The 14,982-nt window shown below is 67.9% G+C and carries 10 protein-coding genes and 2 pseudogenes; 6 read left to right on the top strand and 6 right to left on the bottom strand.

What is annotated here, in order from left to right:
• The first annotated feature begins 68 nt into the window (after positions 1-68).
• Together ABIC65_RS13195 and ABIC65_RS13190 are read left to right on the top strand one after the other, a co-directional pair.
• Positions 69-1,562 (top strand): glucuronyl esterase domain-containing protein, encoded by a 1,494-nt coding sequence (locus ABIC65_RS13195; protein WP_354309292.1) that lies wholly within the window; start codon positions 69-71, stop codon positions 1,560-1,562.
• A 27-nt stretch (positions 1,563-1,589) separates the two neighbouring features.
• Positions 1,590-1,883: pseudogene (locus ABIC65_RS13190) on the top strand (MFS transporter); the annotation flags it as partial.
• 800 nt (positions 1,884-2,683) lie between these two features.
• On the opposite strand, the gene ABIC65_RS13185 reads toward ABIC65_RS13190, so the two are convergent.
• Genes ABIC65_RS13185 through ABIC65_RS13175 form a run of 3 tightly spaced genes read right to left on the bottom strand, consistent with a single transcriptional unit; the run spans position 2,684 to position 6,250 of the window.
• Entirely contained in the window at positions 2,684-3,022 is a 339-nt protein-coding gene (locus tag ABIC65_RS13185) for a hypothetical protein (RefSeq protein ID WP_354309290.1), read from the bottom strand.
• Positions 3,023-3,056: 34 nt separating this feature from the next.
• Entirely contained in the window at positions 3,057-5,552 is a 2,496-nt protein-coding gene (locus ABIC65_RS13180) for an ABC transporter permease (protein ID WP_354309288.1), read from the bottom strand.
• Complete coding sequence (locus ABIC65_RS13175; RefSeq protein WP_354309404.1) at positions 5,549-6,250, bottom strand: ABC transporter ATP-binding protein; 702 nt, start codon at positions 6,248-6,250, stop codon at positions 5,549-5,551. The genes ABIC65_RS13180 and ABIC65_RS13175 overlap by 4 nt, the downstream gene beginning before the upstream one ends.
• A 50-nt stretch (positions 6,251-6,300) precedes the next feature.
• On the opposite strand from ABIC65_RS13175, the pseudogene ABIC65_RS13170 reads away from it, so the two are divergent.
• The 3 genes and pseudogenes from ABIC65_RS13170 to ABIC65_RS13160 all read left to right on the top strand — a co-directional run.
• Positions 6,301-6,897, top strand: a pseudogene (locus ABIC65_RS13170) (arylesterase); the annotation flags it as partial.
• 231 nt (positions 6,898-7,128) lie between these two features.
• The gene (locus ABIC65_RS13165; protein ID WP_354309286.1) at positions 7,129-8,079 is read left to right on the top strand and encodes an NADP-dependent oxidoreductase; all 951 of its coding nucleotides are present in this window, start codon (positions 7,129-7,131) and stop codon (positions 8,077-8,079) included.
• Positions 8,079-8,909 carry an aldo/keto reductase gene (locus ABIC65_RS13160; protein ID WP_354309402.1) on the top strand — a complete coding sequence of 277 codons (831 nt, stop codon included), beginning with the start codon at positions 8,079-8,081 and terminating at the stop codon, positions 8,907-8,909. Before ABIC65_RS13165 ends, ABIC65_RS13160 begins: the two co-directional genes overlap by 1 nt.
• 59 nt (positions 8,910-8,968) lie before the next feature.
• On the opposite strand, the gene ABIC65_RS13155 is transcribed toward ABIC65_RS13160, so the two are convergent.
• The 3 genes from ABIC65_RS13155 to ABIC65_RS13145 form a co-directional block, all read right to left on the bottom strand.
• Positions 8,969-10,495, bottom strand: coding sequence for a sialate O-acetylesterase (locus ABIC65_RS13155; RefSeq protein ID WP_354309285.1), 1,527 nt, complete (start codon positions 10,493-10,495; stop codon positions 8,969-8,971).
• Between the two features lie 66 nt (positions 10,496-10,561).
• A complete protein-coding gene (locus tag ABIC65_RS13150; protein WP_354309283.1) occupies positions 10,562-13,051 on the bottom strand; it encodes a glycoside hydrolase family 9 protein in 2,490 nt (829 codons plus the stop codon).
• 621 nt (positions 13,052-13,672) lie between these two features.
• The gene (locus tag ABIC65_RS13145) at positions 13,673-14,395 is read right to left on the bottom strand and encodes an SDR family NAD(P)-dependent oxidoreductase (protein ID WP_354309282.1); all 723 of its coding nucleotides are present in this window, start codon (positions 14,393-14,395) and stop codon (positions 13,673-13,675) included.
• Between the two features lie 90 nt (positions 14,396-14,485).
• Between ABIC65_RS13145 and ABIC65_RS13140 the strand changes: the two genes are divergently transcribed.
• On the top strand, positions 14,486-14,872 hold the full coding sequence (locus tag ABIC65_RS13140; RefSeq protein WP_354309281.1) for a winged helix-turn-helix transcriptional regulator: 387 nt from the start codon (positions 14,486-14,488) through the stop codon (positions 14,870-14,872).
• Positions 14,873-14,982 lie beyond the last annotated feature (110 nt).

Below are 14,982 nucleotides of genomic sequence, written 5' to 3'. Positions count from 1 at the left end.
TCTTGTGCGGGCCGCTACGCGTACTTCGATGCATGCCTGTTCGTACGTTGATCTGGGAGAACGGCTGCATGAGGACCTGGAAGATTGGCGGCACGGCGCTCGCGGTCCTGCTGCTTTCGGCAGCCGCAGCGCAGCCATGGTCTGCCGAGCAGGATCACCGGGACATGATGAGGCAGCTGGGCATCGAGCAGCTGCGGCCCGGAGCGAATGGCGACCCTGCCGCATCGAACGCCGCGAATTATGATCCCGCTAAGGCCAATCCCTATCCCGTCTGGCCCGAACTGTTGAAGATGGCGGACGGTCGTGCCGTGACCGACGCTGAGATGTGGCGCCGCGAACGACGCCCAGAACTCCTCGCTCTGTTCGAACGTGAAGTTTATGGTCGCGTGCCCGACAAGGTGCCACCCGTGACTTGGCGAGTAGATACAGCCGATCGCGAATTCTTTGCGGGGCGTCCCGTCATCGCGCAGCAGCTTGTCGGCCACATTCAGGACTCCAACGCGCCTGCCACCGTCGTCGATATAAGAGCGACCCTCGTGCTCCCGGCAGGCGCCAGGCGCCAGGTGCCGCTGCTCATCATGTTCGCGCCAGCGCGGTATCCTTCCCCCAGCCAGCCCAACGCAGTGGAAGCGGGGCGGCTCGATCAGGCGATGAAGGCGATGCTCATCGCACAAGATCCTTCGTTCAAAGCAGTGTTCGCGAAGCATCCCGGCTTCGAATTTGTGAAGCCTGGCGGCTTCGTCACGCCGCCGCCTGAAGACGACCGGATCACGAAGCTCGTCGCCGATGGCTGGGGCGTGGCGCTGCTCGATACCTCCACCATTCAGGCAGACGATGGCGCAGGTCTACGCGACGGAATCATCGGGCTCGTCAACAAAGGTGCACCGCGTACCCCAGAGCAATGGGGAGCGCTGCGCGCCTGGGGCTGGGGCGCCAGCCGCCTGCTGGACTATCTTTCAACTCGGCCCGAGATCGATGCTGCCCATGTAGGCGTGGAGGGTGTGTCGCGCTGGGGCAAGGCGGCTCTGGTAGCCGCGGCCTTTGACGAGCGCTTCGCGATCGTCGTGATCGGCTCTTCGGGAGAGGGCGGTGTCAAGCCGCACCGCCGCAACTTTGGCGAGCAGGTCGAGAACCTGACAAGTGCCGGCGAATACCACTGGATGGCCGGAAATTTCCTGAAATACGGTACCGAGAAGGGCAGGCTCGGTCGGCGGACCGCAGCCGACCTTCCGGTCGATGCGCATCAGCTCTTGGCGCTCGTTGCTCCGCGACTGGCCTTTGTGAGCTATGGGGTCCCGGAGGCGGGGGATGCATCGTGGCTGGATCAACAAGGCAGCTATATGGCGGCGATAGCTGCAGGTCCCGCTTGGACGCTATTGGGCGCACACGACTTGGGACGAGGTAGCGACTATCGGCATGCGATACTACCGGCACCAGAAACCGATCTTCTGGAAGGAGAGCTTGCCTGGCGCCAACATCGAGGCGGCCACACGGATGCGCCAAATATTTCAGCCTTCTTGCGTTGGGCTGATCTGAAGATCGGGCATCATTCGAGCAACTAGAAGCACGTTGCCTCGACAGCCGCACCTGTCGCAAGCTTTGCGCTGGTGCCGCCGCTGCAGGTGCGGGTGATGACCGCGGCAACGGACGCCCCGAACCTCGCCTCGGCGGTCAACATCGGTGCGTTCAACCTCGGCAATGCGTCGGGTGCGGCGCTAGGGGGCGGCGTGATCGCCGCGGGGCTTGGCTATCCGGCCGTGGCACTGGCAGGCGCCGCGACATCGCTGATGGGGCTGGTAGCGCTTTGGACGACCAGCCGCCATAAAGCTGCGCGGCAACCCGGCTTGCAAGGCGCTTCCCGGGCCGTCGCCAATAAGGGATGACGTTCAGGACCTCCGCACCAGCGACATCGGGCGTCGCTCGCCAGAAGTGCCAGCTTGATACCTACGAGCTGCTGATGCGCAAAGGCTGCTTTCGGGATTGCGCGACGACATCTCGAACGATCCAGATGGAGCGCGGTGCTCCCCGCCGAATGGAGGGATTGGCAATGGCAGCTGTTGTCAGGAACTGCCACCGTAACGGGGGCGGGGAACGGCGCACGCTGTGTGACCGGCCGTAGGTGCCGAAGTTCGCATTGTGGGTGGTTAGCTGCCATCCGCTCCTGTCATAAGCAGGGGATTTAGACGGCCCCAGATCGTGCGAGGGGTTCGGCGACGAACTCCCGGGTGGTATCGCGGAGCATCGCCGGTCCGTCGGCGAGGTAGCGCGGCATTGGTGTCTCCCTCTCCCTCTCCCGCTTGCGGGAGAGGGCCGGGGTGAGGGTGAGTCGGGCGCAGAAAAGGGCCACATTCGCCCCATACACCCTCACCCTTCCGCCGCCTGGCGGCGGCTCCCTCCCTCTCCCGCAGGCGGGAGAGGGAAAGTCCGCGCGGTTCACGCGGCAACCATTTCTCTTCCCTCCGACGCACCGAAGGTGGACGAAGGGGGTAACGTCCGCAATTGGGCGCGAGCTGCCAATGTGGAATCCCGATTTCAAGGCGCTGCCGTCACTGGCGAACACGGCCGCCTATGGCAGCTTTTGGTCCGAAAGGTCATTCCCAACTGCTGATGGGAACGACCACCCCGCGAGATGCATCGCCTTTGCCGTGGCATGAAACGAGTGATGCGGGCGGCGCTGCACGGGTCAGCGCTGCTTTTTCGCAATGGTGGCGGTGAAATCGGGGTCCTTGTTCGCCACCCAGTCGACGAACTTTCTCACATTGGGGTTGGCCAGCAGTGCCTCGACGTCGGTGCCGTGGCGTTGCAGTTCGGCATTGGTGAAGTTGGCGATCAGCGTCTGCTGGCAGATCGCATGCATCGGCACGACGTCGCGGCCGCCGCGGCTCTTCGGCACCGGGTGGTGCCAGACAGTCGTCTTGCCCATCGGCCGGCCGCACAGCCAGCACAATAGCGGTGCTTCGGGCGGCTCCTCCGCACGGAGCAGCTCGCCATAGGGGTCTTTCTTCGACTGTCTGCGGTTCATGGATGGCGCTCCTACCGCCTTTCGGGACGCGCCGCTACAGGTCGCGCAACGCCGCGGCGGGCCGGGCGCGCAGGGCAGGGAGGCTGCCGACGATCCCCATGCCAAGCGTCGCGACCACGGCGGCCGCCACGGTCGCGGCGACGATGTCCCAGCGCGGCGCCCAGGCGATGGCGAACACCTGGGTGACGACATACCATCCCGCACCCGTTCCCACGCCGATCGCCACCAGCACCAGGGCGGCGGCGAGCAGGGCATATTCGAGCGCCTGCGCGCCCAGCACCTGGCGGCGGCTGCCGCCGAGCAGCTTGAGGATCACCGCATCGTAGCGCCGCGCGCGCGCCGAGGCGGAGACGGCGCCGATCAGCACTGCGATCCCCGCCGCCACGGTCACCGCCGCCGCCGCGCGGATCGCCACCGCGATCTGGCCGAGCACCGCACCGAGCTGGCCGATGACGTCGCCGACGCGGACCAGCGTGACCGAGGGGAGGGCGGCCCCGACGCTGCGCATGATTGCGCCATCGCGACCAGGATCGGCATAGACGCTCGCGAGCAGGCTGTGCGGCGCTTCCTCGATATAGCCGGGCGAGAAGACGATGGCGAAGTTGAGCCCGAGCCCGCCCCAGTCGATCTTGCGCAAGGCCGCGATCCGCGCCGGTACGTCGACGCCAAGCACCGACACGGTGATGCTGTCGCCGACCTTGAGGCCAAGCGCGGCGGCCGCCTTGTCCTCCAGCGAGACGAGCGGGGGGCCGCGATAGTCCGCCGGCCACCATCGTCCCGCGACGACGGTATTGCGGGGCGGCAGCGTGGCCGACCAGGTGAGCGTCCGGTCGCCGCGCAGCACCCAGGCGCCTTCGGTCAGCGTCTTCATGTCGGCGACCCGCTGACCGCGCAAGGCGACGACCGATCCGCGTAGCGACGGCTGCGTCTCGATTCCGGCACCCGGCCCGGCGGCCCGGACGGCGCGGGAAAAGGTCGCGGCGTCTTCCGGCTGCAGGTCGATCGCGAAGAAGCGGGGGGCCTTGGCTGGGGCGGCATTGCGCAGTTCGGACGCGAGGCTGGCATCGATCACCGCCAGCGCGACGAACAGCGAGAAGCCTAGCCCAAGGGCAACAACCAGCCGATCGGTTTGCGCGCCGGGGCGATGCAGGTTGGCGATCGCCAGCCGCAGGAGCGGCGTGCGCACCCTCGGAGCTTTCGAAGCAGCGAACCGGATGGCGAGGCCGAAGCTCCACAACAGCGCGATCAGTGCTGCCACCGCACCGACGAAGCCGAGCGCGAGCAGCCGGTCCGACGCAGTCAGAACCGCAAGCGCAACCAGCGCCGCCACCAGCAATGCCATCAGCCCCAGCACGATCGCCGAGGGTCGCCGCCCCGTGCCAAGCGCGTCGCGGAGCAAGGTCGCCGCCGGCACGTCGCGTGCGCGGGCGAGCGCCGGCAACGCGAACAGCAGTGCCACCAGCAGTGCCAGCATTGCGGCGGTGGCCAGGGGCACCGGGTAAAGCGCAAGGCGCGGCGGCACCGGCAGCGATGCGCCGACGAGGCGGGTCAGCAGCCATGGCACGGCCGCGCCGACCAGCAGGCCGCTGCCGATGCCGAGCGCCGAGACTGCCCCCAGTTGCGCGAGGAAGATCGAAGCGATCGTGCCGGAGGTCGCCCCCAGCACCTTGAGCGTGGCGATGATCCGCGTCTTGCCCGCCAGATAGGCGGCGACGCCGCTCCCCACGCCGACGCCGGCAATGGCGAGCGCGGCGAGCCCGACCAGCATCAGGAACTGCCCGAACTGGTCGATCCCGCGGCGCAGCCCGCCGGCCGCTCGATCACTGGTCCGCGCCGTCCAGCCAGCGCCGGACAGGCGGGCGAGCAGATGCTTCTGCACTTCGGCTGCGTCTGCAGGCCTTGCGAGGGCGATGCGATAATGGCTTTCGTACAGGCTGCCGGGCTGCACAAGCGCGGTCGCGTCGAGCCCGGCGAGGTCTACCAGCGCCGGCGGCCCGAGCGTGAACCCCGCGCCGAGCCGATCGGGCTCCTCGGCGATGATCCCGACTACCCGCAGCCATGCCGAGCCCAGCCGCACGCGATCGCCGGGCTTCACGCCCAACCGATCGGCCGCCGCCGCCGCAATGGCGATCTCGCGGCCCTGGGGGCGGTCGGACAGCGCACCCGCCGCGAGCCGGAAGCGCCCGACCAGCGGCCATGCCGCATCCGTCCCGCGCAGATCGATCAGCATCGCGGGGGTGTCGACGCCCTTGCGCAGCATCGCGCGCATCGACACCGTCTCGGACACGCGGCCCGCGTCCGCGAAGGCGGCAAGCTCCGCCACGGTGGCGCGTCGCTGGGAAACGGTGAACTCGACATCGCCGCCCAGGATCTGCCGCCCGTTCGCGTCGAGTGCGGCGATCATGCTGGCGGCGAGGCTGCCGATCCCGGCAAGCGCGGCGGTGCCGAGGAACAGGCAGGCGATCAGCAGCACCAGCCCGCGTCCGCCGCGCCGCAGGTCGCGCAGCGCCAGCCGCCAGGCGATGTTCATGCGCGCTCCCGATCGGTGGCGATGCGCCCGTCGGCTAGCGTGACGACGCGTCCGCACCGCGCGGCGAGGGCGGGGTCGTGGGTGATGACGAACAGCGTGGTCGCGCTGGCCGCGTGCCGTTCGAACAGCAGGTCCATGATCGCCGCCCCGGTGGCGGTATCGAGATTGCCGGTCGGCTCGTCGGCGAACAGCAGGGCCGGGCGCCCGACCAGCGCCCGCGCGATCGCCACCCGCTGCTGCTCGCCGCCGGAGAGCTGCGCGGGATAATGGCCCGTCCGGTGCGCGAGGCCGACGGCGGTCAGTTCCGCCTCGGCACGCGTGAAGGCGTCGCGCGTGCCGGCCAGTTCCAGCGGCACCGCGACATTCTCCAGCGCGGTCATCGTCGGCAGCAGGTGGAAGGCCTGCAGCACGATGCCGATGCGCCCCCGCCGCGCGACGGCGAGCGCGTCCTCGTCGAGCGCGGTGAAGTCCAGCCCGTCGACCGAGACGATGCCGCCGCTCGGGCGCTCCAGCCCGGCGAGCACCGCCATCAACGAGGATTTTCCCGATCCCGACGGGCCAAGGAGCGCAACGCTTTCGCCGGCGGACACCCGCAGGTCGATCCCGCGGAGGATGTCCACCCGGGCGGGCGCCTTCCCCAGCGACAGCGAAACATTGCGCGCGTCGATCAGCGCGCTATCGGAGAGGGATGAAGCCATGGTCACGCCCGAAGCGATATGGAGCGTTGCGGGGGATTGTCCATCTCGCGATGCTCTCGGTCCTGGTATTTGGGCCGGTCGCGGATGCTGCGCCGCGCGCGCCAGTGATCTGGGCGTTCGGGGATAGCCTCAGCGCCGGCTATGGCCTTCCGCCCGCCTCGGGCTTCACCGCCAGGCTGGAAGCGGCATTGCGCCGGGCGGGCGTGGCGGCGACGGTCCGCAACGGCGGGGTCGCCGGCGACACGGCCGCACAGGCCCGCGCGCGCCTGCGCTGGGGGTTGCGCGGACTTGGCGCGACACCCGATCTGGTCATCGTCGAGCTCGGTGCGAACGACATGCTGCGCGGCCTTCCGGTTTCGCAGACCCAGGCCAATCTCGATGCGATCCTCACCGAACTGCGTAATCGGCGCATCCCCGTGCTGCTGGCCGGCATGCGCGCCGCGCCGAACCTGGGGCTGGAATATGGGCGGGCCTTCGACGGCATCTATCCCGCGCTCGCGAAGAAATATGGCGTAGCGGGCTACCCGTTCTTCCTCGACGGCGTGGCCGGCAATCGAGCGCTGCTCCAGGCCGACGGAATGCATCCGAACGCACGGGGCGTCGATATCATCGTCGGCCGCATCTTGCCGGAGGTGCGCAAGGCGCTGCGCGGTTCGGCGGCACGCGCGGGATGGTTGGACCCCATATCGCGCGCGCCTAGCTTCGGCTTTGCATGCCGTCGCGACGGTCGGCCGGAAAGCAGGGGCAAATCGGTCCCCCTCCTTGCATCGACGATGCCCGACATGGCTTCCAGCGCCGCCCGTGCCGCAAAAGTCGAAGGCGACAGGAGCCGCCATGGCCCCGCAAGCGTTGTGGCGTGATTCCCGTTGGAGACGATTATGGCCATTGAAGCCGGAAACACGCGCGCCGTATGGATTGAGACATTCGGCGGCCCGGAGGTCGTCCAGGTGAAAGCGCTGCCCGTACCTGCGCCGGCGTCCGACGAGGTCGTCGTTCGCGTCGCGGTGGCGAGCATCAATCCGGTCGACTGGAAGACGGCAGAAGGGAAGTATCCGCCGATGGGCGCGGACAAGCTGCCGTTCGTTCTCGGGCGCGACCTGGCCGGCACGATCGAGACCGTCGGCAGCGAGAGCGGGGAATGGGCGGTCGGCGATCGGGTCTGCGCCTTTATCGGACCGGACCGCGGTGCGCAGGGCGAGCGGGTCGTGGTGAGGACCAGCGAGTTGGCGAAGGTACCCGACGGCGTGGACATCGAGGTCGCCGGTGCGCTGCCACTGGCGGCGATGACCGCATGGCAGGGGCTGTTCGATCATGGCGGCCTCGAGGCGGGCCAGCGCGTGCTGATCCATGGCGGGGCCGGCGGTGTCGGCCACCTGGCGGTGCAGTTCGCCCGCTGGAAGGGGGCAACCGTGTTCGCCACCGCCTCCGAGCGCGACCTCGACTTCGTGCGCGCGCTCGGCGCGGACACGGCGATCGACTATGCGAAGCAGCGCTTCGAGGACATCGCCACGGATCTCGACATGGTGTTCGACACGCAGGGCGGCGAGACCCAGGCGCGCTCGTTCCCCACGCTTCGCAAGGGCGGCATCCTCGTGTCGACGCTGGAGCCGGACGAGAAGAAGGCCGCGGAATTCGGGATCCGCACGGTGCCGCGCTGGCATGCCGATCCCGACGCGGCCGAACTCGAGCAGGTACTCGGCCTGATCGCGGACGGCCAGGTTCGCGTGGAAATCGCGAAGCGCTTTCCGCTCGACGACATCCGCGAGGCGCAGCGCTTCGCCCGCGAGGAGCATCCCCGCGGCAAGGTCCTTCTGGATCTGGCCGAGTGATCGGCTCGGTTACGCTCCCCGGCGGCGCCACCGTTGCCGCCCTGGGCCAGGGCACGTGGCAGATGGGCGAGCGCCGGGATCTGCGCACCGCCGAGATCGCGGCGCTGCGTGCGGGCGTGGAGGCGGGCATGACGCTCATCGACACGGCCGAGATGTATGGAGAGGGCGCAGCCGAAACCCTGATCGGCGAGGCGCTCGGCGACCGGCGGGACGATCTGTTCATCGTGAGCAAGGCCTATCCGCAGAATGCGGGCCGCGAGCGGCTGCCCAAGGCGTGCGAGGCCAGCCTTCGGCGGCTCGGCACGGACCGCATCGACCTGTATCTGCTGCACTGGCGCGGCAGCGTACCATTCGCCGAGACGATCGATGCGATGCACGCGCTGCGCGATGCCGGGAAGATCCGCTACTGGGGCGTCAGCAACCTCGACAGGGACGACATGGCGGAGCTCGTCGCGGCGGGCGGGGAGGACTGCGCCGCCGATCAGATCCTCTACAATCTCGGGCGCCGCGGCCCGGAGTTCGATCTGCTTCCCTGGCTGGATGCCCGGCAGATGGCCGGCATGGCGTACAGTCCGGTCGAGCAGGGGCGGCTGGTCGGAAACGCTGCACTCCAGGAGATCGCCGACGCGCTCTCCGCGACGCCGGCGCAGGTCGCATTGGCGTGGCTGCTCCGCAGGAAGAACCTGATCGCGATACCGAAGGCGGGAACGGCGGCGCATGTGCGCGAGAATGCGGGCGCCGCGGATCTCCACCTCGACGACGATGTGCTCGCCGCCCTTGACCGGGCTTTCCCCGCACCGTCCAAGCCAAGCCGGCTGGAAATGCTGTAGCGATCGCCCGACGCGGCGGGGGGCTGCCGGCGCGCTCGGCTTTGGGCCGGTGACCCCGTTCAGGGAAAGGCGAGATGCCCCTGGATCCGCTCCTCGGAGGTGAAGGTCGACATGGGCAGGCCTGCGGCATTGTACAGGCTGCCCGGCACGACGCCGCTCCAGTTGTAGCGGACATAGCGGGGTTGCGGTACGGCGCCGGTCACCACCACCGTCTCGCCGTCGATCCGCGTGGTTGCGGCGACGAACTTGCGGTCCGCTCCGGCGATTTCGAAGCCCGGCACGGGTGCACCGCGGCTGGTCAGGCCGTCGGCGTGATCGAACCAGATCCGCATCCCGCCGGTTTCGCCGGTTGCCTGGCGGAACAGCGGGCCCTGATAGGCAACGCGCTCGCCATAGGCGATTCCCCGTGCCGCAAGCGCGAGCCGGGCGGCGACCGTCTGCTTGTCGCCCGGATGCACATTATCCGGGTCGCCGACGTCGGTGGTGACGACCATCGCGGTGTTGACCAGCCCCAGTGCCCGGCGCTGCGCGTCGCGCACCAGGCCCCATTCCTCCTCGGGCGAGTTGAACGACGAGATCTGCGCGTAGAGGAACGGGAAGTCGCCTTGCGCGAAATTGTGCCGCCAGTCGGTGATCAGGCCACGGAACAGTGCGGCATAATAAGGCGCGCGCGCGACGTTGCTGTTGGTCTCGCCCTGGTACCAGATCACGCCCTTGATGCCGTAGCCGGTAAACGGCGCGACCATCGCGTTGTAGAGCGAAGACGGCCGATATGCTTCCTCGGGCGGGTGCCATGGGTGCGAGGGCGGCGTGCCCCCGGAAGCGCGGATCGCGGCGTCCTCGCGCGCCTCGGCCGCGAGCGCGAGATCGGCGTCGGCCTGGTCCTGCTGGAAGCGGGCGCGCGCGTCGAGCGCGGGGGCGAGCGTCGCGTCGGTGGCGAAGGCATCCGTCGACACCCAGCTGTCGGCGGGCGTGCCGCCCCAGGTGGAGTCGATCACGCCGACCGTCACCTTCTCGCGCGCGGCGATTTCGCGCGCAAAGAAATAGCCGATCGCCGAGAAATCGGCTGCGGTCGCGGGCGTCGTCGTCGTCCAGGTCGCATCGATGTCGCGGAGCGGCGTCGTGCTGCTCTTGTGCTCGAGGCGGAGAAGTCGCACGCGCGGATTGGTCGCTGCGGCGATTTCCGCGGCGCCGTTGTTCAGGGGCGCGCCTTTAAAGCCGTTGAGCGGGAACTCCATGTTGGACTGGCCCGACGCGAACCACACATCGCCGAGCATCACGTCCTGGACCTGCGCCCGCCCTTCGGCAGTGCCGCCGTCGACGGTGAGCACATAGGGGCCACCTGCCGCCTCGGGCTTCAGCCAAACCTCCCAGCGGCCGAGCCGGTCGGCGATGGCTGTCGCGCACTGGCCGTGGAGGGAGACGGTGATGGTCGCCCCTGCGCTGGACCAGCCCCAGACGTGCAGCGGCCGATCGCGCTGCAGAACGGCATGGTCGCTGAACAGATGGGGCAGCCTGAGCTGTGCGCTGGCGGGGGAGGCGGTAACGGCAACGACCAGAGCGGCGGCGAGCAGGCGCTTCATCATCGACTTCTTCCTTGTCACGTCAGGCTGGTCGCGCAATCGGCATTGCAAAAGCGAACAGGCCACACTCTAGTTCGCCTCTTCCGCTGCTGCCATCGCGGCGCGGGCGGCGAGGATGTAGGCGGTGGTGGTGCTGACGGTGTACTCGTTCTCGAACCACAGGAACGGCCAGTCCGTCTTCGCCTCCGGAAAGTCGGGTTTGACGATCAGCACGCCGGGGACGAGGCCGCCGGGGATGAAGCTGTAGTCGGCACGGTTGTGGCCATAGCCGATCAGCTTCGACGCGGTGCCGACGGTCGAGACCAAGGACAGGTTGTTGGCCGGATGCCGCCCCAGCACATAGTCGATCGCGTCGAGCGTGTAGCGGGTGCCGACCAGCTCCGGAAACGCCTTGTGCAGCAGGTACATGGTCGAGCCGAAGGCGACCACCTGGTTGGAGCCTGCCCAGGTCCCGGTGGCGATCGGCACGCCGAACGGGTTGTTCGCGCGATCCTGGTCGACCTTCGCCTTCATTGCGCGGACCAGCGGCGCGAGCTGCGCGCGATAGGCGGCATCCATGAAGGGGATGGCGCGCACCGCCGGTGCCGCGGTCCATTCGAAATTGTCGCGTATCACCGGCAGCAGCGCGCGCAGCCGGTCGGCATAGGCCTTGCTGCCCTTGGTGGTGATCAGCAGCTCGACCGTGGCAGTGACGTTGGCGCCTTCCGCCGATCGCGGCGAGGTCGAATCGTCGCGGCCGTCGCCGGCCTTGACGACGCCCTGCTGCTGCTTGGCCCAGAGCGCCTCGGCGGCGCGGAGCGCTTCGGCTGCCATCGTCGGATCGCTCTCGGCCAGCGCGCGGCTCGCACCGGCCAACCCCGCCGCGACCATCAAATTGTTGGCAGGAAGGTCCGTCGTGAACGCCCAGCGATCGTCCTGCGCGCCCGACGCGCCGTTCTTGCGCTCGGCGGGCTTTAGCGACGGATCATAGGTCAGCCCGTCGGTCTGCGAGCCGGCATCGCCGAGATGCGCATATTGGCGCAGCGTCGGATCGACGATTCCTACGATGGCGTGGCCGAAGACCTTGTACTGCGCGAGCAACTGCAGCGCGCCGTGCCGGATCTGCTGCAGCGAATCCTCGACGCCGTCGGGCTTGCGGATCTCGACCGCGCGCGCTGCTTCGTCGACGCTGGTTTCATCCCAATCGAGCCCGAACAGCTCGCGGGCCCAGACGAGGTCGCGCACGACCATCGCGTTCTCGGGGGTCTGAATGTCGTAGTCCCCCGCATCCTGGAAGCCCCCGACGGCGAGACCGGGGATATGCTCGCCGGCCTTGAACGGCGAATCCAAGTTCGCACCCATCTTGTAGCCGTCGAAATGCGTGATGTTGGGCGGGGCCTGACGCGCGTCATCGAGGTGCGAGGGCGCGGACCAGACGCGATACTGCTCGCGGATGCCGACATGGTCCATCTGCTCGGCGAGGAACGTGTCGAGCGAGGTCTGCCAGATCCGCGCATAGGCATCGGGCGCGATGCGGAACGGGTTGGTCGTGGCGCCCGCATAGCGGATCGCGTAGATGCCGGGCGCGCGCACGCTGGAGAAGTCGAACGCCGCATAGTCGTAGCGCGTCCAGTGTCCGCGGGGCAGCGTGCGCGCGCGGAGCACCGGCTCTTCGCGACCGTCGGCGGTAAGCCGGACCAGCTCGGCCTCTGCCGGTGCCTTGAAGTGCGGATCCAGCTCGATCAGCGCAACCTTGGGCCGGTTCGGCGTATAGCCCGCCTGGTTGAACGAGACGACCGGAGCCCGCACCCAGTCCTTCACAACATTGGGGCGGACATGCCAGACGACGGCATTCTCCTTCGCACCTTCGGCGATCATCGATCGCACGACGAACCAGCCATTCTGCGCGCGCGCGCGGGCATCGTAGAGTGCCAACGAGCCCCGGTCGGAGGTGATGGTGACGCGCGTCATCGGATCTTCGGGCGCCAGCGTGACCGACTTGCCGCCCGATGCCAGCGGCAGCGGGTCGCCCGAGCCGTCCTTCGCCATCGGGCCAGTCGGGTGCCGCGGGAACAGCCCGGGGGCGGCGTCCATTATATAGGTCTTGCCGAAATAGGCGCTCGGCAGGAAATCGAGGTTGAAGCCGGCCTTGCCCGCCAGCGCCGCGGGCAAGGGGCGGTCGAGATCGACGGCGATGCGGAAGCCGTCGCCTTCGGCGGTGACCTTGACCGAATAGTCGAGCTCCACGTCCTTGTACGACGAACGGACGACCAGCTGGTTGGGCTCCGCACCGCGGGTGCGGCTGACAAAGGCGGGAACGGGCGCCCATTGTTCGGGCGTCTTGTCGAGGCGCACCGCGCCATCCGTGGCGATGCGGTTCCCGTGCAGCACGATCTGGATGCCCGCATTCTTCTCGTCGAAGAAGATCGGGCTGAACTGGTTCTGGTCGACAATGACCGTCAGGCCCTGCCTCTCGAGCGTGTCCGCCGGCGTGAGCGTCAAGGATTGCGCGATGGCCGTGCCGGAAACGGCGCAGGCCGCTACCGAGGCGAGCAAGGCGGACAGAACCTTACGGGGCATGCATCTCTCCTAAGGATTGTGTTTGCCGGTGCCGCGATTGATCGTGGTCAACGGGTAGAAGATGTTGGCGGCCGACCTTGCCGCGGTTGTTTCACCAGCCGTCGCGCGTCGCTTTCAGCCGGTAACTTCGTCGGATCGGCCCATGCGGCGCGTCCGCCGGAAACAATGGGCAGCCGCCCGTTCGAGAATATCTGGGCGGCCGCGCCGCTTGGACGCTGGCCAGCTGTAGATACGCTGCAAGCAGGCATCTCCGGACCGCGTGATCGGCGCCGACCGCCACAAAACTGGAGGGGGCGCCGGTTCGTATCGCGGGGCGAAAGCATGCGTGTCGAAGCCCGACGCAACCCCGTTGCCTAAATCGCGAATCACGCCCGCGCTCTCCTGATGGCTCTTGTTTTTCGCCATGCTAAGGGTAGCGCTACCATCCGGCAATCAGCTCTGCGTTATTTTGCTTTCCTTTGCGGCGACTGATCGAACCCGCACATTTGCGAAGTGACGCATGCGCTTCGCCGCATCACGGGCAAGGATCCGAAGCCCTTTGCCGGATGGGCAGAGGAGCACCGCGATCGATTTCTCTGATGCGGAGGCGGGCACCGCCCGACAGGCGGTGCCACCGTTACCTCATACCTGCCGCATACCGCCATCGACGCAGAGTTCGGCACCCGTGATGAAGCTGGCTTCGTCGCTAAGCAGAAACACCGCTGCGGACGCGACTTCGTCGACATGCGCCATGCGGCCCAGGGGAATGGGGGCGATCAGCGCCTGCCGCATCTCTTCGGATACCGCCGCCATCATGTCCGTGTCGGTCGGCCCCGGGGCGACGACGTTGACGCGGATGCGGCGTGATGCGAGTTCGGCCGCCCAGCTGCGCGCATAGGATCGCAGCGCCGCCTTCGTGGCCCCATAGGTGCTGAACGGCGTCACGCCCATCACGTCCGCGATCGAGCCAACCAGCACCACGGATGCCCCGTCCTCCATTGCAGGCAGCGCCGCCTGGATGCCGAACAGCGCGGCGCGCACGTTGACCGCGAAATGCCGGTCGAAGTGCTCGCCTGTTTCCTCGGTAATCGTTGCCGGCTCCGAAAGCCCGGCATTCAGCACCAGGACGTCGATCCTGCCGTGGAGACGCTTGGCTTCGGCCATGACTCGTTCCAGATCGGCCTGGCTCGCCGCATCGGCCTGGATGCCCCGCGCGGATGCGCCGATGGTTTCTGCCGCAGCGGCGACTTCGTCAGGCTTCCGACCGGTCAAAAGGACCGTCGCGCCCTCCTTCGAGAGTCCGCCGGCAATCGCGAAGCCGATCCCCTTCGCTCCGCCGACCACCACCGCGATCTTGCCTGTCATCCTTGCCATCGTCCGTCCTTCCATTTGAGACGGCAATTCAGATATACACCGCATATCTGATATCAAGAACGCATCTGGAGTAGCGTAGATATGCCGGATGATACCGACCTGCATGCCCTGTCCGATCAGGCGATGCTGGACGTGCCGAGGATCCGTCCCGTGCTCGACAAGATCGCCGACAAGTGGACGATCATGATCCTGACCGTGCTGTGCCCGCAACCGGCGCGCTTCAATGCGATCAAGCGGCGGCTCGACGGCATTACCCACAAATCGCTCGCGGACGCGCTGAAGCGTCTCGAACGCCATGGACTGGTGACCCGCACGGTGATCCCGACAACGCCGATCGGTGTCGTCTATGCGATCACCCCTTTGGGACACTCGCTCCGTGGTCCGTTCGAAGCGCTGTGCTCCTGGGCCTTGGCGCACGAGCGGGCGATGGCGGATGCCGCAGCTACCTATGATCGGTCACGGCCATAGGCGGAAAGGGCGGTGTCGCGTGACGGGGGCACCTTCGATGCGCCCGGTGCCGGAGGACGGTCACTCGCTGCGCGTATGGATCACCAGTCTCAACGCAGGGTCATCGCTTG

Source organism: Sphingomonas trueperi (genome assembly GCF_040545665.1).
Classification (GTDB): domain Bacteria; phylum Pseudomonadota; class Alphaproteobacteria; order Sphingomonadales; family Sphingomonadaceae; genus Sphingomonas; species Sphingomonas trueperi_B.
The sequence above is the reverse complement of the archived record's forward strand: the minus strand, read 5'-3'. Positions and strand labels throughout refer to the sequence as shown.